This is a genomic window from Alcanivorax jadensis T9 (genome assembly GCF_000756655.1).
In the GTDB taxonomy this organism is placed as follows: domain Bacteria; phylum Pseudomonadota; class Gammaproteobacteria; order Pseudomonadales; family Alcanivoracaceae; genus Alcanivorax; species Alcanivorax jadensis.
This window is the reverse complement of record NZ_ARXU01000010.1, coordinates 83834-107200: the sequence shown is the minus strand read 5'-3', so window position 1 is coordinate 107200 and position 23367 is coordinate 83834. Positions and strand designations below refer to the sequence as shown.

Annotated in this window: 16 protein-coding genes; 6 read left to right on the top strand and 10 right to left on the bottom strand. The window is 58.4% G+C overall.

The window, feature by feature from the left end; genetic code table 11:
* Positions 1-62: 62 nt before the first annotated feature.
* On the bottom strand, positions 63-854 hold the full coding sequence (locus T9A_RS12605) for an endo alpha-1,4 polygalactosaminidase (protein WP_035248973.1): 792 nt from the start codon (positions 852-854) through the stop codon (positions 63-65).
* 237 nt (positions 855-1091) lie between these two features.
* Here T9A_RS12605 and T9A_RS12600 point away from each other — a divergent pair, with 237 nt between their 5' ends.
* Together T9A_RS12600 and T9A_RS12595 are read left to right on the top strand one after the other, a co-directional pair.
* Complete coding sequence (locus T9A_RS12600) at positions 1092-2516, top strand: MBL fold metallo-hydrolase RNA specificity domain-containing protein (protein ID WP_232222108.1); 1425 nt, start codon at positions 1092-1094, stop codon at positions 2514-2516.
* Positions 2517-2524: 8 nt separating this feature from the next.
* Positions 2525-5227: a cation-translocating P-type ATPase gene (locus T9A_RS12595; RefSeq protein ID WP_052042971.1), complete on the top strand. Its 2703-nt coding sequence runs from the start codon at positions 2525-2527 to the stop codon at positions 5225-5227.
* On the opposite strand, the gene T9A_RS12590 is transcribed toward T9A_RS12595, so the two are convergent.
* A complete protein-coding gene (locus T9A_RS12590) occupies positions 5194-7545 on the bottom strand; it encodes a phosphoketolase family protein (RefSeq protein WP_035249029.1) in 2352 nt (783 codons plus the stop codon). The two genes, T9A_RS12595 and T9A_RS12590, sit on opposite strands and share 34 nt — an antisense overlap.
* Positions 7546-7682: 137 nt before the next feature.
* Between T9A_RS12590 and T9A_RS16680 the strand changes: the two genes are divergently transcribed.
* Positions 7683-9350 carry a Na/Pi cotransporter family protein gene (locus T9A_RS16680; RefSeq protein WP_052042969.1) on the top strand — a complete coding sequence of 556 codons (1668 nt, stop codon included), beginning with the start codon at positions 7683-7685 and terminating at the stop codon, positions 9348-9350.
* Positions 9351-9460: 110 nt separating this feature from the next.
* Here T9A_RS16680 and T9A_RS16905 read toward each other — a convergent pair whose 3' ends face one another.
* The 6 genes from T9A_RS16905 to T9A_RS12555 all read right to left on the bottom strand — a co-directional run bounded on the left by T9A_RS16905 (position 9461) and on the right by T9A_RS12555 (position 17717).
* Positions 9461-10414, bottom strand: coding sequence for a Csu type fimbrial protein (locus T9A_RS16905; protein WP_084573495.1), 954 nt, complete (start codon positions 10412-10414; stop codon positions 9461-9463).
* Positions 10411-11103 carry a fimbrial biogenesis chaperone gene (locus T9A_RS12575; protein ID WP_198030668.1) on the bottom strand — a complete coding sequence of 231 codons (693 nt, stop codon included), beginning with the start codon at positions 11101-11103 and terminating at the stop codon, positions 10411-10413. Before T9A_RS12575 ends, T9A_RS16905 begins: the two co-directional genes overlap by 4 nt.
* A gap of 15 nt (positions 11104-11118) precedes the next feature.
* Positions 11119-13602: a fimbria/pilus outer membrane usher protein gene (locus tag T9A_RS12570; RefSeq protein WP_156964899.1), complete on the bottom strand. Its 2484-nt coding sequence runs from the start codon at positions 13600-13602 to the stop codon at positions 11119-11121.
* A gap of 61 nt (positions 13603-13663) precedes the next feature.
* Positions 13664-14170: a Csu type fimbrial protein gene (locus tag T9A_RS12565; RefSeq protein ID WP_035248968.1), complete on the bottom strand. Its 507-nt coding sequence runs from the start codon at positions 14168-14170 to the stop codon at positions 13664-13666.
* Positions 14171-14498: 328 nt separating this feature from the next.
* On the bottom strand, positions 14499-15932 hold the full coding sequence (locus tag T9A_RS12560) for an aldehyde dehydrogenase family protein (RefSeq protein WP_035248966.1): 1434 nt from the start codon (positions 15930-15932) through the stop codon (positions 14499-14501).
* Positions 15933-16076: 144 nt separating this feature from the next.
* On the bottom strand, positions 16077-17717 hold the full coding sequence (locus tag T9A_RS12555; RefSeq protein ID WP_035248964.1) for an acetolactate synthase large subunit: 1641 nt from the start codon (positions 17715-17717) through the stop codon (positions 16077-16079).
* A 304-nt stretch (positions 17718-18021) separates the two neighbouring features.
* On the opposite strand from T9A_RS12555, the gene T9A_RS12550 reads away from it, so the two are divergent.
* Entirely contained in the window at positions 18022-19731 is a 1710-nt protein-coding gene (locus T9A_RS12550) for an amidohydrolase (protein WP_052042965.1), read from the top strand.
* Between the two features lie 50 nt (positions 19732-19781).
* On the opposite strand, the gene T9A_RS12545 is transcribed toward T9A_RS12550, so the two are convergent.
* Positions 19782-19994, bottom strand: a complete 213-nt coding sequence (locus T9A_RS12545) for a hypothetical protein (protein WP_035248960.1) — start codon at positions 19992-19994, stop codon at positions 19782-19784.
* Between the two features lie 232 nt (positions 19995-20226).
* Positions 20227-21258 carry an AraC family transcriptional regulator gene (locus T9A_RS12540; RefSeq protein ID WP_035248957.1) on the bottom strand — a complete coding sequence of 344 codons (1032 nt, stop codon included), beginning with the start codon at positions 21256-21258 and terminating at the stop codon, positions 20227-20229.
* A 129-nt stretch (positions 21259-21387) separates the two neighbouring features.
* Between T9A_RS12540 and T9A_RS12535 the strand changes: the two genes are divergently transcribed.
* Together T9A_RS12535 and T9A_RS12530 are read left to right on the top strand one after the other, a co-directional pair.
* Positions 21388-21708 carry a 2Fe-2S iron-sulfur cluster-binding protein gene (locus tag T9A_RS12535; protein ID WP_035248954.1) on the top strand — a complete coding sequence of 107 codons (321 nt, stop codon included), beginning with the start codon at positions 21388-21390 and terminating at the stop codon, positions 21706-21708.
* Between the two features lie 39 nt (positions 21709-21747).
* Positions 21748-23130 carry a cytochrome P450 gene (locus T9A_RS12530; RefSeq protein ID WP_198030667.1) on the top strand — a complete coding sequence of 461 codons (1383 nt, stop codon included), beginning with the start codon at positions 21748-21750 and terminating at the stop codon, positions 23128-23130.
* Positions 23131-23367: the final 237 nt, after the last annotated feature.

The following is a 23367-nucleotide window of genomic DNA, read 5'->3' as shown; positions in this document are numbered from 1 at the left end:
GCAGCCCGCCCATGACAGGACAGACCAGGATGTTGATCCTGATCAATGGGGCCGGAAATGGCTTAGAAGCAACTGAAGCGGAAGCTGTCGTCCAGCGCCAGGGGAAGGGTCATTGAGCGGAAGCCCAGAATCTCCATATGTTCGCAGTGGAAGGTTCTCTCCCCTGCATCCTGGCTGAACCGATAGTCAATATGCAGTACCGGTTTGCCGGCATCGATGAAGGGTTGCAGCAGGTGACACTCGCGCCATTCATGGCAGGATTCGTTGATGGCAAAATCCGCATAATCCACCAGTTCCCTGACCTGTTGCAGGTCATTTTTCAGGGATACGGCGAGGCTGTACTGATGGGCGGTGCGAAACAGAAAACGGTTATAAGAGAGCTGCTGCCTGCTATTCAGAGGGAAGCCGGTTTCATTGGTATAGCCATCCACATTGTCCGGATCGACCCCATCGCAGCCTTTTTGCGCGGCCAGTTCAATACGATCTGCCATGCGCTTGCGAACATTGAGGGAGCGGATATCCAGCCAGCGCTCGCCCGGCCAGTTACCCAGGCGCCGACCCTTTTCAGTGGGCAGGAAACGGTAGCGGTCCGGGCGCCAGTTTTCGTAGGTCCCGGCGGAAAAATAGCAGATCACCTTTTTGCCAGCGGCCTGCAGGTCCTGAATCACACTCTCTTCGGTATCGAAAAGGTCCACCACATACAGTTCCACGTCATAGCCGGTGTTGATCTCACCCTGTAGCTGGATCTGCCACTGCACGTCCACGTGCGGCTGGTACCACTCGGGCGCCAGGTTGCCGCCATCGGTGGGTAGAGGCAGTAATAGTGCGGCAAGCAGGTTTAACGGAAGATCCATTGGGCACCGAAAAATGGCAGGTGTTAGTTAACCGATTTTTCATTGATGTGTGACAGATTACTGTTCAATTCCAAGGTAAAAATGTAGATGTAGCGTGTCCACAATGACATTCTGTTACCTGACAGGGCGGCATGTTCGGCGGGGTGCTGCAGTCTGCCGGAGAGTGGAGGTGATGCTGTCGCCCGAACGTTCCGGCCAGTGGACGCCGGCAAATCTGATTCACGGGCGGGGGCAAGAATGATGGCTAAGGATAATGAACCGGCTATTACGGTAACGTCTCATGGGGCGGCAGGAGAGGTGACCGGCTCTTGTCACCGGCTAACCGTGCAGGGCAAGTCCGTGTTGCTCGACTGCGGTATGCATCAGGGCGGTGATGTGGTGAAACGTCTGCAGGAGGAGCGTTTCGACTTCAACCCCCGGGATATTGATGCGGTGGTGCTGTCCCATGCTCACCTGGACCATAGTGGTCTGTTGCCCCTGCTGGTGGCAGAAGGCTTTGGTGGGCCGATTTACTGCACCCATGCCACCCGAAACCTGCTGGCGATTATGCTCGAAGACGCTGCCAGTATTTACCAGCGTGATCTGGACAATGGTAACTTGCGTCGCCGTCGCGCCGGCCGCCGCCAGTTGAGTCCCCGTTATACCCTCGATCATGTGCGCCAGGTGCTGGAACAGTGCCAGCCACTGAGTTATCGCCAGGATGAAACGATTCTGTCCGGCCTGGATTTGAGCCTGCTGGATGCCGGGCACATTCTCGGCTCCGCGGTGGTTGTGTTGACCGTGGCCGGGGAGCCTCCTCGGACGCTGGTCTTTTCCGGTGACCTGGGGGCCAGCCAGCGCGTGCTGATGCGGCCACCGGAAGTGCCCGAACGTGCAGACCTGGTGTTGATGGAAAGTACCTACGGCGACCGTGATCACCGTAGCCAGGAAGACACCATGACAGAGCTGGAACAGATCATCGCCGAGGCGCGCAATGATGGTGTGATCATGATGCCGGCCTTTGCGGTTGGTCGAACTCAGGAATTACTGTTCCACTTGGGCTGTCTGTATCACCGGGGTCTGCTGTCCGGTTGGCAGGTGTTTCTGGACAGCCCCATGGCGCTGGAAGTCACACGACTCTATGACCAGTGGCTGGATGCCATGGATAAAGATGATCAGCGAGTGATGGCCCATTTCGGGGCCCGTTCACTGCAAGAGTTTTTGCCGGTGCTCTCTCCCACTCCCGACGTGGAGCAGTCCATGCGCATCAACCGCATTGAGCGTGGCGCCATTATCATTGCTGGCAGTGGCATGTGTAACGGGGGCCGTATCCGTCATCACCTCAAGCACCGTCTGTGGCAGGAACGTAATCATCTGGTGTTCACTGGCTACCAGGCACGCGGCACTCTGGGGCGGCAGATAGTGGATGGGGCCAGCCATATCCGCATGTTCGGGCAGCGTTTTGTGGTGCGTGCCCAGTGCCATACGCTGGGCGGTTTCTCTGCCCATGCCGGTCGTAATGAGCTGTTGGCCTGGGCAAAGGGCATTGGTGGAGAGCCCCGGTTTCGTCTGGTCCATGGCGAGCCGGAGGCGCTGGAAAGTCTGGCCGGTGCCTTGAGTGAGATGGGGATTCCGGTGTCTGTGGCCGAGCCCCAGGTAGCGTTCTCGCCAGATTTTTCCTGAGGCCCACAATGGATGCTTCCGCGCACCCGCAATGGCATAACGACAGCGGGGTTGCCGCTCTCGATGCCCTGGAGAGTCAGGCTGAGGGGCTAACCAGTGAGCAGGTGGCTGCTCGTCGTGGCCGCTTCGGCGAAAACCGTTTGCTGGAGCAGAAGCCTCGCAGTGTCTGGCGGCGCCTGGCCAGCCAGTTTCATAACGTACTGCTGTATATCCTGCTGGCTGCGGCGCTGTTGGCGTTGCTGCTGGGCTATTACAGTGATGCCACGGTAATCCTGCTGGTGGTGGTGATCAATGCCCTGGTGGGCTTCGTTCAGGAAGGCAAGGCTGAGGCCGCCCTGCGCTCGATCCAATGCATGCTGGTTTCCCATTGCCAAGTACTTCGTGATGGTCGGCCGCATACCCTGGAAGCCAGTGAGCTGGTGCCGGGGGATGTGGTGATACTGGCCGCCGGGGACCGGGTGCCGGCAGATCTGCGCCTGCTGCAGGTGCGTGAGCTTCACTGTGACGAAGCCATGCTCACCGGCGAATCGGTACCGGTTGCCAAACAGCAGGATTCGTTACCCGGCGATTTTCCCCTGGCGGAAAGGCGCAATATGGCCTGGATGGGGTCCCTGGTGACCACAGGCAGCGCCCAGGGCGTCGTGGTGGCCACCGGCATGGCAACCCAGCTGGGGCACATCGGGAACCTGGTGGCCACGGTCAGTGCGCCGGTGACCCCGTTGACCCGGGCGCTGACTCGTTTCGGTCACCAACTGGCGTTGCTGATCATTGTGGTGAGCGGTATAGGGCTGGCCTGGGGGGCCGGCATCATGGGGCTGGCGCCCGGCGAATTGTTACGGGTTGCCGTGGGGGTGGTGGTAGCGGCGATTCCGGAAGGGTTGCCGGCGGTGGTCACCATTACCCTGGCCATAGGCGTGCAACGGATGGCCAGGAACCATGCGGTGATTCGCAAGTTGCCGGCGGTGGAAGTGCTCGGTTCGGTGACGGTGATCTGCTCCGACAAGACCGGCACCCTGACCCGCAATGAAATGACCACCCGCACTTTTGTCACCGCTGCTGGGCAGGTGCAGTTGTCCGGCGAGGGGTATGCGCCGCAAGGCCTGGTTGAGAGCAACAGCCCGGCGGCATTGGAGATTTTTGCCCGCGCCGCCCAGGTGGCCATGCTGTGCAACGACTCCCACCTGAACCAGCGTGATGGGCAATGGGTGATGCAGGGTGATCCCACCGAGGGGGCCTTGTATGTGCTGGCGCGCAAGGCTGGACTGACGGAAGCGTTTCGCCAGCAGTGTCCGCGCAGGGATGAATTGCCCTTTGCCGCCGAGCGGCTCTACATGGCCACTCTCAACGAAGTGGCGGGTCAGCCCATGCTGATGGTCAAGGGCGCGCCGGAGCGCTTGCTGGCGCTGTGCGATCAGCAACAGAGCGGCGACGGCGCCGAACCATTGAATAGCGACTATTGGCAACAACAATTGGAGAGGTTGGCCGGGGAGGGCATGCGGGTGCTGGGACTGGCCTGCAAGGTCATGCCCTCGATGGGCCGTCCTATTGGCCATCCGGATCTGGAGCAGGGGCTGGTGTTCCTCGGCTTGACCGGCACCACGGATCCGCCCCGTCAGGAAGCGGTCACTGCGGTGGCGCAGTGCCAGCAGGCCGGTATTCGCGTCAAGATGATTACCGGTGATAACCCCCGTACCGCATCGGTCATCGCCGCCCAGTTGGGGCTGCGCGGCCAGCGTGTAATCACCGGCCAGGAATTATCTGCACTGGATGACGGACAACTGGATCAGGTGCTGGCCGAGGTGGATGTGTTTGCCCGCACCTCGCCGGCGGACAAGCTGCGTCTGGTGGAGCGGTTGCAGGCCGGGGGGCAGGTAGTGGCGATGACCGGAGATGGTGTCAATGATGCGCCGGCGCTGCAGCGCGCCGACATCGGCGTCGCCATGGGCGGCAAAGGCACCGATGCGGCCCGTGATGCGTCGGCCATGGTGCTCACCGATGACAATTTTGCCACCATTGCGGCGGCGGTGCGCGAAGGGCGCACGGTCTACGACAACATCGTCAAGGCACTGCTGTTTCTGTTGCCTACTGGTCTTATCGAGGCGTCGGTATTACTGGTGGCGGTGGTGCTCGGTACGCCGCTGCCGATTACCCCGGTGCAGATACTCTGGGTAAACATGATCACGGCAGTCACCCTAGCGTTGGCGTTAGGGTTTGAACACGGCGAACCGGATCTGATGCGCCGCCCCCCACGGCCACCCAGCCAGGGATTGGTATCGCCATTGTTGCTGGGGCGCCTGCTGTGGGTGGGTGCCCTGGGCACCGCGCTGGTGTTCTGGCAATTCAGCCGTTTCGCCGAGACGGATCTGGATCTGGCGCGAAATATGGCGGTGCTCACCCTGGTATGGATTGAGATTACCTACCTGTTTGCCTGCCGCCGGCTACTGGCCCCTGCCTGGTCCGATCTGTCGCTGACGAGACTGTTGCCAACCCTGATGGCGGTGCTGGCCGTGTTGCTGCTGCAGTGGCTGTTTTTCGTGGTGCCCTTCATGCAAACCCTGTTCGCTTCCCGCCCCCTGTCCCCGGCTTTCTGGGGGCAGGCAGCGGCGGTGGCGCTGTTATTGTTGCTGGCAGTGGAAATGGAAAAATGGCTGATCCGCCGCCTGCGTTCTCGCCGCCATCAGCGAAGGGCATCCGGGTCGCCGAGCCCCTGAGCCGCGGCATTTTCATCAGTGGTCAGCCAGGGCGTGGCCGGCTGGCCCAGTAGCTCCGCTACCTGCTGCAAGACATGGGCCCAGGTGCTGTGGTTGGCGTAGAGCATGCCGAAGGTGTCCAGTGTACCGCCGCGATTGCGATAGCCCAGGAAGCGGCTGCGTTCACCGGTATCCAGCGGGCGCATCACACCGCTGAACACTTCCGGGTGACCGTGGACCAGGAATACCCGTTCCGCCACGGTTGGCAACAGCTGTGTCATGGCGGAGAGGGAATGCAGGCTTTGCGCTTCCTCGGAATCGCGCGGGAGCCGAAAACGTCCGGGCTCCTGTATCACCGACAGGCAATGGGGCATGCCATGCTCTTTCAGGCGCTGGCTGGCCCGTTGCATTTCCACCAGCTGGTAGGCGCCGATGGCTACCAGCTGTACCCGGGGCGACGGGTCCTGATGCAGGCACAGGGCGCCCTGGTCCGTCAGTTCCCGGGCCTGCTCTTCACTGAGTTGCGCGGGCTGGGGATTTTTCGGCACCACCAGAACGGCGACCTGCCCCCGGCTGCGGTAGATTTTCAGGAGTGCCTGCACTGCGCTGCGCGCGTCCACCGGAAACAGCACCGGCGCCACATCCTGCATTTCCGCCAGCCAGGCTTCGCACAGGGTTGGGTCCTGGTGGGATTGCTCATTCTTGCCGTTTTCCCAGGTGTGAGAACTCAGCAGAATCGGCACGCTGATCCAGTGGGGGCCTCGGTCGGCATGGCGGCGCTGTCTCGAGAAGAGAATTTCCTGGCGCATGGCGCCGAGCATTTTCACCGCAAAGGCCTCGTAGCTGGCAACCAGATTGAGTCCCTGCTTGTTGGCCAGGGCGGCACATACCACCGCTTCTTCATTGAGGGCGGTGATCACCGAACCATGCAGGGATTCGGCAATGCCTTGCTCCGGATCGGTGACCCGATGCTGCAACAGGTCCAGGCTTTCATTGAGACGGTTGCTGCGCATCTCGTCCGGGTTGCCAACCCGCACCCGTAATGCCGGGTTCGCTTTCACCAGTGCCACAAAGGCCTGGTCGATGGCCGCCATGGGAGCGGCGGGTAGTGTCAGGCCTGCCAGGTCGGGGAACTGTAATGGGGAAACCGGCGCCGGTTCTGCCAGGGGATGGTCCCGCTCCAGTGGGCGCTGGCTGTAACCATGATTGTTCAGTAATGCGACTGCTGCCTGCAGTTCTTCCGGCGGCACAAAAAGCGCGCCGGCGCCGTCGTTGAATCGCTGGCGGGTTTTCGCATCACTGGCCGGGTTATCAACCAGTGGCAGGTTGTGCGCAGCATTGGTGCCGGCACCGGGAAAGCCGAACCCCTTTGTCGTCTCGGCGATGATGTAGGGCAGCGGGGCTGGGTAATCAGCTTGCCGACGCAGGTTGCCCAGACGTTGTTCCGCTTCCAGCAAGGCCCAGGCAAAGGCTGCCGGATCGCGCCCGTCGATGGTGATCGGATCAAAGCCGTTGAGGGTCAGGTGGCCGGCGAACCAGCTGCTGCCACCGGACTGGCTGAGACTGGTACGCTGGTCAATACGGCGGCCGTTGGCAATCATCACCGGCAACAGGTCGCCGCAGTCCTGGCCCCGCCACCAGCGAGGCGTCCAGTCACTGCCACGTTGTTCTTCGAAGGCGCCATCACTGAGAAATGCCACCAGTGATTGGTCGGGTAATGGCATGTGGGCGTACTGCAGTTCTGCAAATCCCAGGTAGCCTCCCTCCATGATGCCGCCGGCAGTGTAGGCGTTGACGTGGCTGCCCAGTGGCGATTGCGGATAACCGTCTGCCTTGACGCCGTAATGATAAAAATCTGCCACAAAACGGGCGAGCCCGGCCTCGTCGAGACGGTAACGTTGCGCATGGGCCGGAGACAGATTGCCGGTGAGCAGATTCACCGCATCAATGGCCGCCACGCAATGCCCTTGTCCCATGAGCCAGCTGCGGGTCTTGCCGCTCAGACTGTTGGCGAGCAGATAGCCGACATAGGCCGGCACCATGTTGAGGGCACCGCCAGTATGACCTTCCGGTGTCTGCTTGAAATCGTCGGCAGTCAGCGGTTGGCCATCCAGCCGCGGGCGCTGCACGTAGGTCATGTTGGCTACCAGCCACATACCCATACAGGTGAGGCGATCCGCTGCTGCCAGCAGTGCCAGCCAGCGTCCGCGGGTGACCGGGTCGCCGGCCTTATCCAGCAGCGTCTTCAGGCGCGACAGGGTAGAGTCATTGTGTTGAATAACACCATAACCGGCAGACCAGGGTTGCATGTCATCGGGCAGGGAAGGGGCGTCTTGCATGATCATTGCTCTCCGTGTCTGTCTGATCGTCGTGGTTCATCATGGCTGAAGCGATAGTGATGACGCCAGGGAGTGAAACGCAGATAGTATGACAGCAGTCCGTCACTGATTTGTTGACAAGGAGCAGAGACGTAGCAATGGAGTATGTAACAACGGTACTGGGTGGTGTGGGCCTTTTTCTGCTGGGCATGTGGTTGATCACCGAAGGGCTGAAAGTGGCTGCCGGTGCGTCACTGGAAAAGCTGCTGGCCAGTTGGACTCGCAATCGCCTGCGTGGTCTGTTGTCCGGCACCTTGTTGACGGCGCTGGTGCAGTCATCCAGCGCCATAACGGTGGCGGCACTGGGTTTCGTCAATACCGGCCTGTTGCGATTCGAACGGGCGGTGTGGGTGATCTTTGGCAGCAATCTGGGTACCACGCTGACGGCCTGGGTGGTGGCGCTGGTAGGGGTCAAGTTTCAGATCAATGCCATCGCCCTGCCATTGGTGGGTATCGGTGCCCTGATGCGGGTGTTTGCGCCGGCGGACCGTTATCGCAATCTGGGTATGGCGCTGGCGGGGTTTGGCGTGTTGTTTCTGGGCATCGAGGTACTGTCCAGCGGGTTCCAGCACATGGGAGAGAGTTTCCCGTTACCCGATGCCGGAACACCGTTGGTGTGGCTGATTCTGGTGGGTATTATTCTGACCACCCTGATGCAGTCCTCCAGTGCCGCTGTAGCGTTGGTGCTCACGGCTCTGGCTGGCGGGTTGTTGGGTTTTCGCGAGGCGGCGGCAGTGGTGATCGGCGCGAATGTGGGCACTACCTCCACAGCGTTGTTGGCTACGCTTGGGGCGACGGCCAATGCGCGACGTCTGGCGGTGGCCCATGTTCTGTTCAATATTCTCACTGGTGTGATGGCGCTGTTATTACTGAGCCCCTTGTTGGACCTGGTGGGCTACCTGGCCGGGCTGTGGCAGCTGGATGGTGATCCCGCAGCGCAACTGGCGCTGTTCCATACCTGCTTCAACCTGTTGGGCATTGCACTGATGTGGCCGCTGGAACCGCCTCTGAGCCGCTTCCTCTTGCGCCGTTTTGGTGAGCGTCAGAAGAGCACCGTACAGCTACAATTTCTCGACAGAAACCTGGTGACATTACCGGATGCGGCGAGAGTGGCGCTGAGTCAGGAAATGCAGCGTTTGCTGGCGCAGTATCCGCAGGCGCTGGCCACCTTACCGGCACCTGATTCTGATCGTCTGGAGCAAATCGCGGATCGAACCCGGTTGCATGCCGGTGTGGGGGATTTCCTTGCCGATGTGGCTCGACAACAACTGGTGGATGAGCAGGTGGCAGCCTTTCAGATGGGGTGGCGGCTGCAGGGAAACCTGGTGAACATGGATGAAACCCTGCAACGGCTCAATGGTTTCGGCCTGGCCATGCAGCGCCACTCTGACTGGCCTGTTATTCAGGCGTTACTGTCACACTGGTTTGCCAATGCCAGCAGAGTGATGGAACAGGACTGGCAGCGTGGCGGTGAACGGGGAGCGGATGCGTCTCTGCTTGGGCAATATGAAAGTACCAAGAGTGCACTGCTGGCGAATGCCATGGCTGGCAAACTGTCCCGCCAATCCCTGGATCTGGCGTTGCAAAGTCTGAGTCAGGGACGCTGGTTTCTGGAGCAATGGCAGCGGGCGCTGGAATATCATCATCAATTGTCTGCTCGTGACCCTGTAGATGGCTCATTGGTTCCAGCAGCAGAAATGGTATCGATTGGGGAACAGGGAAAAGCAACAGTTTCACGCGAGCGCGATACAGAAAACGCTTATTGAGTGACCGTTACTACCGCAATGGCCGAGGAACAACCATTGCCTGTTTTTGCCAAGCGCTCAATAACATCAGGGCCTTTGCCGTCAGGAGGAGACGGGTTTCTTGTGTCGGCCTAAAACGTAACTTCAACCGTGACGGTATCGGAGTAACTGCCCGCCTCGGCGGTGGGGTTGGCGAAAACGCGCCCGTAAACTGTGAGGTTTATTGCTGAGCCAGTGCCCAGCCCGATACCCGTCTGGAGGGTGCCTGGCGTGTTACCCCAGTCTACGGAGCGGGCCGCATCCTGATAAAGCTCGTAGGCCACCTGATCGGTGCCATTGGTCATCTCCCGATTACCGGTAAGCCCTCCGTTGAGGCCGACCTCGAAGTCGGTACTGTTTGTACAGCGCACGGTCACGGTGGAGGTGCTATCCACTTGAGCGAGGGGAGTATTGCGGGTACCAAAATCCAGATCGGTGGCTGCCACCTGGCATTGATCCGGGATGGTTACCTGGGCGGTCAGGGTGTAGTTGTCGGTAATGGCGCCGGCCCCTGCACTGCAGCTCTGGTTGAAGCCGCCCGTGCGCACGCGTACCTGGGAGCCGGTCATCAGTGCTTGATGAAACTCTGCTCGAGTGGTGCCCGGCAGCGGGCCAGGAAGCAACCCATATAGGGTAACGGTACCGCTGTCATTGAAGGTGAAGAACGGCATGTTCACATTGACGGGTATGCCGGAGTTTGTAGCTCCGCCCGGTTGCCCGACTACCTCTACTCTGGCTGCAGAGGTATAGACATTAAAGGGGATAGACGGGGGCTGATTGCTATTGGCTACCAGTCGTCTCGGTAGCATGCCTCCGCTGTTGTCATTGGCGACGTGGACGCACATGGTGTTCTGGTTCGAATCAAAGAAACCACGGGTACAAGACCAGTTCACCGTAACCTGTGTTAGTACATTACCGCCGGTAAAGGGATCCACGTTGCCGAAGTCCAGGGTTGGACTGCCCTGTAAGCTGCAATTTACAGCACCCCATGCACAGGGTGTCAGAAAGAGCACGGCACCGCCCAGCAGCACGTTTCCCCTTTTCATTTTTCCTCCTCAACGGGCAACGTCAGGCTCTTGCCGTTGGCGGTAAATGTTACTGCAACAGGCTGGCCGCTAAAGTCATCGGTGTCCAGCCACAGCTCGCTATCGGGAAGCACGTAACCTGCCAGGCCTTTGTGAATAATGTGGCGTTGTTGTTGATTATCCAGCCAATAGGCGTCGACAAGACGGGCATGGCCATTGCCACCGTTATGAATGACAAAGCGACCCTGTTGTCGCGTGACTGACAGCGCATGGGTCTGGCTCTTGTCGCCGACAAACACCGGCACGGAAAGCCTGAGTAGCACTTTCAGTTGGGCACCGCGCTCCGATTCGGTATCCGGGACTTCGCTGATGATCAGGCGATAGCTTTTTTCCTTTTCAGAGTCCGTAGGCCGTTGCCTCACTACTCGTACTATCTGATCGCTGTTGCCTGGGATCATGGTCACCGGGGGGGTGATTACCAGATCCTGTTGTCTTTTGAGCTGAGTTTCACCGCCTTCCTGTTCCCAGGCAAAAAGCTGTAGCTGGTAGAAGCCATCTTCATTGGAGCCATTGGTAAGGGTGAAGGTGGCGTTGGGCTGCGTCGGGCTCATGGTGAGCCGGATGGGAGCCACGGTTAGCTGTCCGGCCATTAAGGAGGGTGCCAGGGTCAGCAGCACGGGGACGATGAGGACAGCAAAGCGTTTGATCATGATGCACATTACTCTTTATGGATTGCTGGTTTCAGACGTTGGATGACAAGTATAGGGACCAATCCGTGGCAAGGTTCCTGGCGCGGGTGTGAAATTGAAATCGGCGGTACACCGTTTGCCATTGTCAATAATATCCAGCGTATTCTCGCCCGCCTCCAGGCCCTGAATAAAGACTTCTCCATCGTAGCCCACTACCGTGACATCATCGTCACTGAAGAGTGCTCGGCTTCCGGCAGGGAGCGGTTTGCCTTGGGGATCATGTATCACAACAACCGCACTGTGTATTTGTTCCACCGAGAAGCGTGCGGTGATGCCGGTAAGGTCTGCGGGTTTGATCAGTAATTCCGTGTCACCGATCCGGGCATCCACCGGCAGATCGTTGACATCAATGTTCAGCTTGTTTTCCGTGAAAGGAATCATGTCGGGCAACAACAATGTGCCGTTGCGATTGGTATGGCCGATTACCCGGTTAGCACGGCGAACCGGGACATTGGTGAAGTCACCGGCGTCGACAATGGCAAAGCTGTCGTTCATGGTGTTGGCGGCAAACACGTCTTCGTAATTGGTCACCAGGGAACCGCTCAGGTTGGCAAAGGTATTGGTGCTATCCTGCTGACGGAACACGCCGGCTTGCACATCCAGATAAGGCGTCCACCAGCGACCGCTGGCCCGCCGGATGCCGTCTGAATCTGGGCTATAGGCCAGATCCCAGCCCAGGTCCCAGAACTGTTCCACCTGGCGCTGCAGGGTCAGAACGGTGCTGGTATCGTCGGTTTTTTCATCATGGCTGATACGCGCGCCTGCTTGCACAGGGCGATCCTGGGAGCGATCGAGATAGTAATTGAACGAGGCCAGCCAGGTGCGATCCTCACTATCATCCAGGTTCTGGTTAACACTCAGGGTCAGCGATAGTTGCCGCCAAAGTGTACGGTTGTGGCCAATCACCAGAAAGCGGTTTTCATCGCCATTAAATAGCTTTGTGTCCAGATAGCTGGCATTGAGGCTGCCCTGGCGGCGGCCCAGGTTCAGGCTGCCATTGATCTGCAGGCTGCTTTCGATGGCCGGGCGAATATCCAGGCTGTTGCCCAGATCTCTGTACCCCTCGGTGCGGCGTGTGTATTGACCGCTGAGACCAAAACGGCGGGTGCGGAATTCATGCCCGGCCGCCCACTGCGTCCCCTGGCTGATGTCATCCTCGCCGTGCGCCAGAGACACATTGCTGACCCCCAGTAATCCGGGGCGGAACACTACGCCGGCGCCGGCATTGGTGAGGGATTCACTGGCATTTGCGGTGGCTTCCAGAGTGACGCGGTCGTTGAGGCCATAACGTGCTACCCCGGTGGCGACCGGGTCGTTGTCGTAATCATTGGAGCGCACGCTATAGAAGCGCCGGGGGGCGCCCACCGTGGCGGAATAGTCCCAATAACCCTCTCGCAGCAATTGTGGGCTGACATAAAAGGGAACGGTCTGGCTGACTTGCCGCCCCAGGGTGTCAGTGGTGACGACCTGGACTTCCCCTAGCCCGGTAAGGCGGGGTGAGGTTTCCAGCAGGAAAGGACCCGGCTGAACATCCTGTTCTGTGAGCCGCAAGTCGTTGACGAAGACTTCCAGAGCAGACGGAAGTGTTGCGGAGCCACTGATTTCAGGAAGCGGGAAGGTAATCAGATCCGGGCGAGAGGCAAAATTGCGTGACACCTGGACACCGGCGAGCCGTACGGTCGGGGTCCAGCTCAATGCCCCATTCAGTGTGTCGCCAACCACATAGGTGCGCATTTTGTCAGGGTTGGTATAGCGCCAGAAACTGTCCAGCCGCACATAGTCCCCGGAGGTTTCCGGGTCCGAATCGTTCCAACGCACCACCCCGCTACTGCTGAAAGCGCCCCAGTCCCCGAAAAAACGAGCCTCATGACTGGCAGAGGTGGTTTGGTCACCGTTTTCCTGTCGAGTGCTAAATGCATCATAGTTCAGCAGTGCACCCTGGCCCCGCTGCACCGGAGTGTTGCTCTGGAAGGTACCAGCCGTGAACGACTGGTTAGGCAGCCACTCTGCAGGCACAACCAGATTGATCTGTTGGGCATTGTTATCGTACCGACCGGCAATGCCCATCTCATCAAGGCTCTGCCATTGGGCCTGGGGCGGAGTCGGAAATTGAACGCCGATTTTTTGTAATTCCCGGGTTTCTACAGCCAGCTCTTGGCCATAGACCTGGGTGGGCAGCATGTGAGCGGTAGCTGCGCCATTGAGGATAAGTTGCGGATAAGCAATATAGGCAGCGTTACTGTTGCCACTGGCCTGGGCGCGAAGGCGGGCAACATCTGACTGCGAGAAGGTTTGATTCAGAGATACCTGGTTCTGCTGTGCCTCACCGGCATCTGCAAGCCTTGAATCTTGCCCCCAGGCAGGTCCGGACCAGCACAAAAACGCCGCGAGCAGGCAGGCAGGGGCGGCGGGCACCTGACTCTCTGGCAAGCGGCGAATTGACGTGGGTAATATTTTCACGCAAATGCATCCCCGAATGTGTCCGCCCCACAGTGGGGGCGGTAAACGACGGCTATGCGGATCAGAATGTGACGGTCACGGTGACGGTATCACTCAGGTCGATACCGGTGTCGCCGTCGATGTTGTCAGCAGCATCAATGGTCGCTGTCTGGGCGGGAATCAGGCCGTATACGATGAAATCCTGCTGGGCACTGTTACCCGTGTCGGAGACCACGCTGGTATTGTCCCAGTCGGTGCTGTTACCGGCATCTTGGTACAGCTCATACGCTACCGATGATCCTGCAGCGGTGGTCATGGCGCGGCTGCCATTGGTGCCACTCAGGCCGATATCGTAGGCCGTGCCAGTAGAGCAGGTAACACCGACGGTGCTGGTGGATGTGACGCCCCCGGCGTTCACATCGGCTTCGGTCTGTGTGCCGAAATCCAGATCCGTGGCCTGATCAATAGTGCATGAGGCAAGCAGAGTGAGCAGTACCTCGAAGGTGTCGGTTTCAGTGGCTGCCTGGCTAGCCAGGGGGGCACAGAGTAGGGCCGCAGTCAGTGCAGAAGCCGTATAGAGTTTCTTCATTGGGTTCTCCTGGCCGGTCTCAGACCGGATGTTGGTATAAAAATATGTGAACTAAGTCACACTTCTGGTGTGACGCAAATATGCCTAGGACGATTTGCTTAGTAAACAAGAAACCTGTAATAGGACGTAAAATGCGGATGGATGGTAGTAATTGGAGTGCTATTGGTAGCAAATAAACGGTGAGCGCTTGGTGAAGCAGCCATGTGTCTAATGCAGGGCAGTTCCAGGGGCCTGGTTTTTTTGGCTAATTATTCAACGTGATCGAGAAACGGGCCCGCTACCTTGCGATAACGGGCCCGTACTCCCTGGTCCTGAGGGAGGTAACCGGTCAGGGCTGCGGGGTGCGGATCACCAGCAGTCGTTCTTCTGTCATGTCGTTGATGGCCCAGCGAATGCCTTCTCGGCCCAGGCCGGAATCCTTCACGCCGCCGTAGGGCATGTTGTCTACCCGCCAGCTGGGTACGTCGCCGATCACCACGCCGCCCACTTCCAGTTCGTCCCAGGCTTTGTGGGCCTTGTACAGGTCGCGGGTGAAGATGCCGGCCTGCAGGCCGAACTTGGATTCGTTGACGGTGTTCAACGCGTCGTCGAAATCGCTGAAACGGCTGACCACCGCCACCGGGCCGAAGGCTTCCTCTTCCACGATGTTGGTGCCCTTGGGGGCATTTTCCAGCAGTGTGGCTTGCAGCATGGCGCCATCGCGCTTGCCGCCCACCAGCAGGGTGGCGCCGGCATCCACCGCTTCATTGATCCAGTTTTCCAGACGTTTCGCTTCGCCTTCGGAAATCACCGGGCCGATAAAGGTGTCTTCGTCTTTCGGGTCGCCCATTTTCAGGGCGGCGGTTTTTTCCACCAGTTTGGCTTTCAGTTCGTCGTAGATGGCATCGTGGATCAGGATGCGCTGTACGCCGATGCAGCTCTGGCCAGACTGGTAAAAGGCGCCGAAGACGATACGTTCCATGGCATCGTTCAGGTCCGCATCTTCATCGACGATCACGGCTGCATTGCCGCCCAGCTCCAGGATCACCGGTTTTTTGCCGGCGCGGGCTTTCAGGTCCCAGCCCACATCCGGGCTGCCGGTAAAGCTGAGCAGTTTGAAGCGCTCGTCGGTGGTGAACAGGTCGGCGCCTTCGCGATGACAGGGCAAAATGGAAAACGCGCCTTTGGGCAGATCGGTCTCCGCCAGCACTTCACCGATGATAATGGCGCCGATGGGAGTCCGGCTGGCCGGCTTGAGCACAAAGGGGCAGCCGGCAGCGATGGCCGGGGCGACTTTGTGGGCCGCCAGGTTCAACGGGAAGTTGAACGGGGAAATAAATGAGCAGGGGCCGATGGGCACGCGCTTGACCATGCCGCGATAGCCTTTGGCGCGGGCGGAGATCTCCAGGTTGGGCATTTCGCCATCAATGCGCACGGCTTCTTCGGCAGCTACCCGGAAGGTGTCGATCAGGCGGCCCACTTCGCCACGGGCATCCTTGATGGGTTTGCCGGCTTCAATGCACAGGGCCAGGGCCAGTTCGTCGTAGCGCTCTTCAAAGCGTTTCACGCAGTGATAGAGGATCGCCTGGCGCTCGTAGGGCGCCAGTTTTGCCATGGCACCAGCGGCCTTGTCGGCGGCGTCGATGGCTTTATCAATGGTGGCCGCATCGGCCATGGCTACTCGGGTGGCCACTTCACCGCTGTATTTGTCGGTGACATCCAGGTCCTGGTTGGCGAAGACGGCTTCGTTGGCGAGGTAGTAGGGGTAGGCGTCTTTTAGCATGTCGGTTCCTTAATGGAAGAGGTTGTCGCTGGCTAAGCACTCTCAGAGAGTCGCGGATTGGTGCCCCGACCAAGCATCGCTTCCCACAGGGTTCTGTCTTTGTGGGAAGTCATGCTTGCATGAGGAAGGGCGAGGCACTGGCCGTCACAACTTGCTGCTCAACTCGCGAATTTCCCGGTTGAGGATGCGACTGTTGTCGCCGTAAGCCACCATGCAGTCGATCACATGCACGCCGCCGGTCTGGTAGCACTCTTCCACCAGGGGGCCCAGGCCGGCGGTGGATTCCACCCGGTGGCCATAGGCGCCATAGGAACGGGCATAGTCGACGAAATCCGGGTTACCGAAATCCAGACCGAAGTCCTGGAAATCCATGTCGTTCTGTTTCCACTTGATCATGCCGTAGCCATCATCGCGCAAAATCAGTACCACGATGTCGAGCTTCAGGCGCACTGCGGTTTCCAGTTCCTGGCTGTTCATCATGAAGCCGCCGTCGCCGACGATGGCCATCACGCGCCGGTCCGGGTGCACCATCTTGGCGGCCATGCCGGAGGGCAGGCCGGCACCCATGGTGGCCAGGGCGTTATCCAGCAGCACGGTGTTGGGCTTGGTGGCCGGGTAGTTACGGGCAAACCAGATCTTGTACATGCCGTTATCCAGGGTGAGGATGCCATCCTCGGGCATGATCTTGCGGATCTCGTCCACCAGCCGTTGCGGGCGGATCGGGAAGCTGTCGTCCACGATGCCTTCACGGATGTGTTTCTGCAGCGCATCGCGGATACGGTGAAAGTCGGAGAAACCCCAATGCTCCTGTGGCTCCAGGCGTTCCTTGAGCTGCCACAGGCTGTTGGCGATGTCGCCCACCACTTCGATCTGCGGGAAGTACACCGGGTCCACCTGGGCGGAGTTGAAGTTGATGTGGACCACTTCGGCACCACCGGGGCGCATGAAGAACGGCGGCTTTTCCACCACGTCGTGGCCCACGTTGATGATCAGGTCGGCCTGGTCGATGGCGCGGTGTACGAAGTCGCCGTCGGACAGGGCGGTGTTGCCCAGGAAGTGCGGACCGGTTTCGTCAACGACCCCTTTACCCATCTGGGTGGTGATCACCGGGATCCCCAATTTTTCCACGAACTGGCGCAGCATCTTGCTGGTCAGCTTGCGGTTGGCGCCGGCACCGGCCAGCAACAACGGCTTGCGGGCGCCCTGGATGGCCTCGATGGCCCTGCAGATGGCCTTGTCTTCGGCAATCGGGCGGCGGGTTGAGCTGGGCTCGGTCACCGGCATGGTGGAATGTTCGCGGGCGATATCTTCCGGCAATTCCAGGTGGGTGGCGCCGGGGCGCTCTTCCTGGGCCAGGCGAAAGGCCTCGCGGATGCGGGTGGGAATGCTGTCACCGCTGACCACCTGCTTGGTGAATTTGGTGAGCGGGCGCATCATGTCGACCACATCAATGATCTGGAACTGGCCCTGCTTGCTGGTCTTGATCGGCTTCTGGCCGGTGATCATCACCATGGGCATGGCGCCCAGCTGGGCATAGGCGGCGGCGGTCACGAAGTTGGTGGCGCCGGGGCCCAGGGTGGACATGCAGACACCGGCTTTGCCGGTGAGTCGACCATAGGTGGACGCCATAAAGCCGGCGGCCTGCTCGTGGCGGGTAATCACCAGTTTGATTTTCGAGCCGCGCAGGGACTCCAACAGGTCCAGGTTTTCTTCCCCGGGGATGGCGAAGACGTGTTCAACCCCTTCGGCTTCCAGGGCGCGAACGAACAAATCTGATGCTTTCATGGTGCGTTGTCTCCAGTTGATCCCGCTATCGGTTTTGCCTGTCAGCGGGAGTCCACGATGCGTGGCTGTCAAAATTCACCGCGGTTAATGCAAGGATGGTGCCGCATTTTCCTCATGCTGGTGCAGGAAAGTTGCTTTAAGTTGGTGCGCCACCTGCACGTCGGGCTTCACTATAGCGCGCCGGGGCCGGGAACAGGTATGGGGTAATCTGATCTGTTTCATTAACAAATGTGATATTGCCGCTTGAGGCCGCAGGCGGGTCACGGCAGAGTCAGCGCTAGCACGCTGCCAAGGAGCGATCACTATGAAAAAAGTCTGGTTTATCGGGGCCGTATCGCTACTGGCGTTGCTGGCGGCGGGCGTGGCCGGAGTGCACCGCTGGTTTAATCCGCCACCTCCCCCTGTGCAGCTGTTTACCAACGGTACCATTCTGACCATGGATCCGGGCAATCCCCAGGTGAATGCCATGCTGGTCAAGCGCGGCGAGATCGTGGCACTGGGTGACAGCGATGCCCTGCGCGATCAGGTGAGTCGCGATGTGCGGGTGGTGGATCTGCAGGGTGGGGTGCTGATGCCCGGCTTTATCGAGGCCCATGGCCATTTCCCCGGTGAGGGACTGTCGGCGGTGGCGGTGGATGCCAACAGTCCGCCGATTGGTGACCTGGACAGTATTGATACTCTGCTCGAGCGGTTGCGTACCCTGGCCCAGCGACGCACGGACGGGGCGCTGATGGCCTACGGATTCGACGACACCACCGTGAGTGATCAGCGTTATCCTACCCGGGCGGAGCTGGATGCAGTCAGTGAAACCCGGCCGATCATGGTGTTGCACATCTCCGGCCATCTGGGAGTGGTGAATGCTGCGGCCCTGAAGGCCATGTCCATCAGCGAGAACGTGCAGGACCCGCCTGGTGGTTACTATGGTCGCGATGACGATGGCCGTCTCAATGGCTTGCTGGCAGAGACCGCGTTCAACCCGGTGCGTGCCAACCTGTTGAAGCTGTCGGCCATGGATGGCTACCGGGTCATGCGCCGGGCCTCACGGTTGTATCTGTCACGGGGGATTACCTTCGCCCAGAACGGCCTGGCCGATACCACCACCATCAAGGCGTTGGTGCCGGCGTTGCGGTTCGGGCTGATCCCCCTGCGCCTGAGTGTCTGGCCGGATGCGGCGGCTGAGCAGGCACGGCAGAACGGCCAGTGGACCTTGCCGGAGGGTGAACGAGTCCACCTGGGGTCGGTGAAGCTGGTCAGCGATGGTTCCTTGCAGGGCTATACCGGTTTTCTCAACGACCCTTATTTTTCTGTGCCCGAGGACCACCCGCCGGAATACCTGGGCTTTCCCAACCAGTCGCCGCAGCAGCTCTCCGAGCAGGTGGTGCAGTTCCACTGTGCCGGTCGGCAGACCGCGATCCATGCCAATGGCGATGCGGCCATCAGCATGAGCCTGGATGCGGTGGCCGCGGCTCGGCAGCAGTGCCCGGACATGACTGTGCAGCCGGTACTGATCCATGCCCAGATGGCCACCGGCGAGCACCTGACGCGTATGCAGACGCTGGATGTGATTCCCTCTTTCTTCAATAACCATGTTTACTACTGGGGTGATCGTCACCGGGATATTTTCCTGGGGCCGGAGCGGGCAGCACGCATCAGCCCGCTGTCGGAAGCGGCGGATGCGGGGCTGCGCTTTACTCTGCATGCGGATTCACCGGTGGTGCCGTTCCAGCCGTTGCAACTGGTATGGAATGCGGTCCAGCGCCGCACCGCCTCCGGCGCCATGCTGGGGCCGGAGCAGGCGATTCCCGTTGAGCGGGCGCTGCAGGCAGTGACCGTAGATGCCGCCAGGCAGCTGGGCGTGGCAGATCGGGTCGGGCAATTGCGTATCGGCATGCGCGCGGATCTGGTCTGGCTGGATCGCGATCCGCGGGAATTTATCGGTGACTGGTCGTCTATCCAGGTGCGGGGGACCTGGGTGGATGGGGTACGCCGTTATCCGGAAAGGATCGCGGAGTAGGTGAGAGTGGGGCCATCGATGCGGCCCCTGTCACTTCACACTGAGAGGAACTAGTGCCAGGTGCCTTCCAGGTTCTCGCACTGCTCCAGGAATTCCTCGGCGCTCATTTCAACCGTGTACGGGTCAAGGTGTGAGGCCACCTGTTCCTTTAGCTGCCCGACTACTTTGGACATGACTGTCAGGGTTTCTTCTACCTGCTCAATCGTTTCCAACAGGTCTTCGGCTTCTTGCTGGTAATCATCTCTGTCGTCGTAATCGCTCATGGGAAGCCTCCTGCGGTAGGGATGAGCCCCGTAGTATTGGGCCCAGCTCAATGTTGCCAACGATGGCGACGTAAAACAAACGGGAAATCCTCGTTCTGATGAAACTTTCACCAGTCAAGACAAACGGTTGTAGCTGCTTGTTGTGCGGACTGGTGTTGCAGAGTGTTCGGTGTGGCTGCTGATAAAAACCATCCAGGCCTGGCTGGAGTATGGTTTGGAGGAGCGCCCAGAGTCAGAGAGATTGCCTGAATGCCTCCGGCGTGACATTAAACCAGCCTTTGAAAGCACGCCGAAAGTTGGAGCTGTCGTGGTAGTTCAAGAGGGCGGCAATAGCGTCGACGGTAAGTTTGCTGTCACGCAGATAGTTGGCAGCTTGCTGCGAGAGGATATCTTTCTGAATATGTCGAAATCCTGTGTTCTCGGTTTTTAGTTTACGCGCAAGGGTGCGCTTACTCATGAATAATGCGGCGGCGGTTTCCTCTTCTGTTAACGTTCCTGGTGGAAATGACAGCATCATTTTTTCTACTCGGTAGCGAAAACTATGAGTACTGGATCGCAGTTGAGAAAGCATGGTTTCGCATTGCTGCAGCGCTAACTGGTAGTTTTCATGGTTGGCCGAAATATTGGGATAGAAGCACAGGGCTTTAGGTATTTTCGCCATTAACTGTGCTGCAGAGAATCCGTAGGGGCCGGGTATATGCTTGTTGTATAAAGCGGCATGTGGTGGGGCGGAATGATTAAAGAAGGTCTCCACTTCGTGGGGCTCTCGCCCCAGAATAGACCCCGCTATCTCGAAAAACATCATGATAAAGGCTTCAGATAAACACCGCCGCATTTTATCCGTTAACGTTACATCGAAATGCACATAGCACTCCAACCATTCTCCCCGATCAAATAATTCTACACGCACAAAACTCATTCGTGTTGGTGCGTAGAGATGTATGGCTTGCAGTGCCTCAAATAAATTCGCGCTGCTTAGTGCCAGAAATCCCATGGCGCCGTGGGTCGCTGGAGTCAGGCGTTGTCCCAAACGAAAACCAAAGGCTGGGTCGTTACTGATATCAAGTGCATTGCTAAGCAATTGGATCTGCTGGTGGGCGCTGAGCAGGGTATCTTCGTCAAGCAGCTGTTCAACCTTGAGCCCTGTATTGGGTAACAGCCGACCCAGGTCGGGCGCCTGAAGGCCGAGCTCGCGAGCAATGAGGCGTGCGTAATGTGACGGGTTAGAGGCCAGGCTGTTGGCTGAAGCGGTTGGCATTGTCATGGATTGCTCTACGCAATAGATCAGCCTGATTGTCTTTAAATGACCCCCTTTTATCAAAAAATGACCTGCTGTTGCGTTTTGCCTTGGCGCACTGTTGTGGGTAACACAATAACAAAGTGAGGCAATGTGATGGCCAGTGTGACCATTATTGAGTTTGGTGGTACCGAGCATGAGGTAGAGATTGAACCAGGCAAATCCCTGATGCAGATCGCCGTGGATAACAGTATTCCCGGTATTGATGCAGACTGTGGCGGCGCTTGCGCCTGTGGCACCTGTCACGTGATTGTGGCTGATGCATGGTTTGCCAAAACCGGACAGACCAGCGATGAAGAAACCATGATGCTGGGGATGACGCCGGAGCGTGCAGAGACGTCGAGACTGGCATGTCAGATTGAAACCAGCGATGCGCTCGACGGCATGGTGGTGCAATTGCCCGAATTCCAGATGTAAATCTGGTCACGACAATGCAGGTCCCAGGGAGTAAAAATCATGTCCATGAAATCCACAGCAATGAATTTGACCTCGACAGTGGTGCCCCCACACTGGCAAATTCGTGCGGTACATCGTTTTGTGAAGATGAAGAACCGTATTTTCAAAGGGCCCTTCATCCCCACCTTTGTTGAAACCCCAATTCCTGATGTGAATACCCTTCCTCTGGAAGAGATTGATGTCAGTAACCCGTTCCTGTTCCGCCAGAACAAGTGGCAATCCTACTTCAAGCGCTTGCGTGATGAATGCCCTGTGCATTATCAGAAGAACAGCCCCTTTGGCCCGTTCTGGTCGATTACCCGCTACGACGATATCGTCTTCGTGGATAAGCACCATGACCTGTTTTCTGCCGAGCCAATCATTACGTTGGGGCGCACTCCGGAAGGCCTGGAAATTGAAACCTTCATCGCTATGGACCCGCCGAAGCATGATGAGCAGCGTAAAGCGGTACAGAATGTGGTGGCCCCTAAAAACCTGAAAGAGATGGAAGGGCTGATCCGTCAGCGTACCCGGGAAGTGCTGGATGGCTTGCCGCTAGATCAACCTTTTGACTGGGTGAAAACGGTATCCATTGAGCTGACGGCGCGGATGCTGGCAACGTTGCTGGATTTTCCCTACGAGCAGCGCCAAAAGCTGGTTTACTGGTCCGATGTGTCCACGGCAAGCCCGGAAACCAGTGGCGGCACGGTCGATTCAGATGAGATTTTTGCGGCGGCCGCGGATGCAGGTAAGCACTTCGTCAAGCTCTGGCACGAAAAAGCCGCGCAAAAAGCGGCGGGGCATGAACCCGGCTTTGATCTTATTAGCCTGATGCAGGCGAATGAAGAAACCAAGGATATGGTGAAGCGGCCCATGGAATTTATGGGTAATCTGATCCTGCTCATCGTTGGCGGGAACGATACCACCCGGAACTCCATGACAGGTGGTGTATTTGCGTTGAATCAATTCCCGGATGAGTTTGAAAAACTCAAGGCGAATCCCTCACTGATTCCAAATATGGTTTCCGAAATTATTCGCTGGCAAACGCCGCTGGCCTACATGCGCCGCATTGCCAAACAGGATGTTGAGCTAAACGGAAAAGTCATCAAGAAAGGCGACAAGGTGGTGATGTGGTATGCCTCCGGAAATCGTGACGAACGCAATATCGATCAGCCCGATACCTTCATGATTGATCGCAAGGGAGCGCGTAACCATCTTTCTTTCGGATTCGGGGTGCACCGCTGCATGGGAAACCGCCTTGCGGAATTACAGTTGCGCATTCTTTGGGAAGAGTTGCTGGAGCGTTTTGATAATATTGAAGTGCTCAGTGAGCCTGAATGCGTGCAATCCAATTTTGTTCGCGGTTATAGCAAGATGATGGTGCGGCTGTCAGCAAAAAGATAGTAGGTTTTCTTGGTGCCTTTTGTTTAGGTTGTGGCGGATTATTTGCTGCGTGGAGTGGAAAATAACAAGGGCGCCGAAGCGCCCTTTATTTGTGCTTGTGAGTTGCCATTAGAGGCCTCACTCCACTTCTATTAAAAACAGTCACTTAGCGATTTCTTGCCATAGGCAAATCGCGGTTCTTGCCATAATAAAAAGCACAGATCTCGCAACTACTTGAATTAGACAGCATAACTCAGA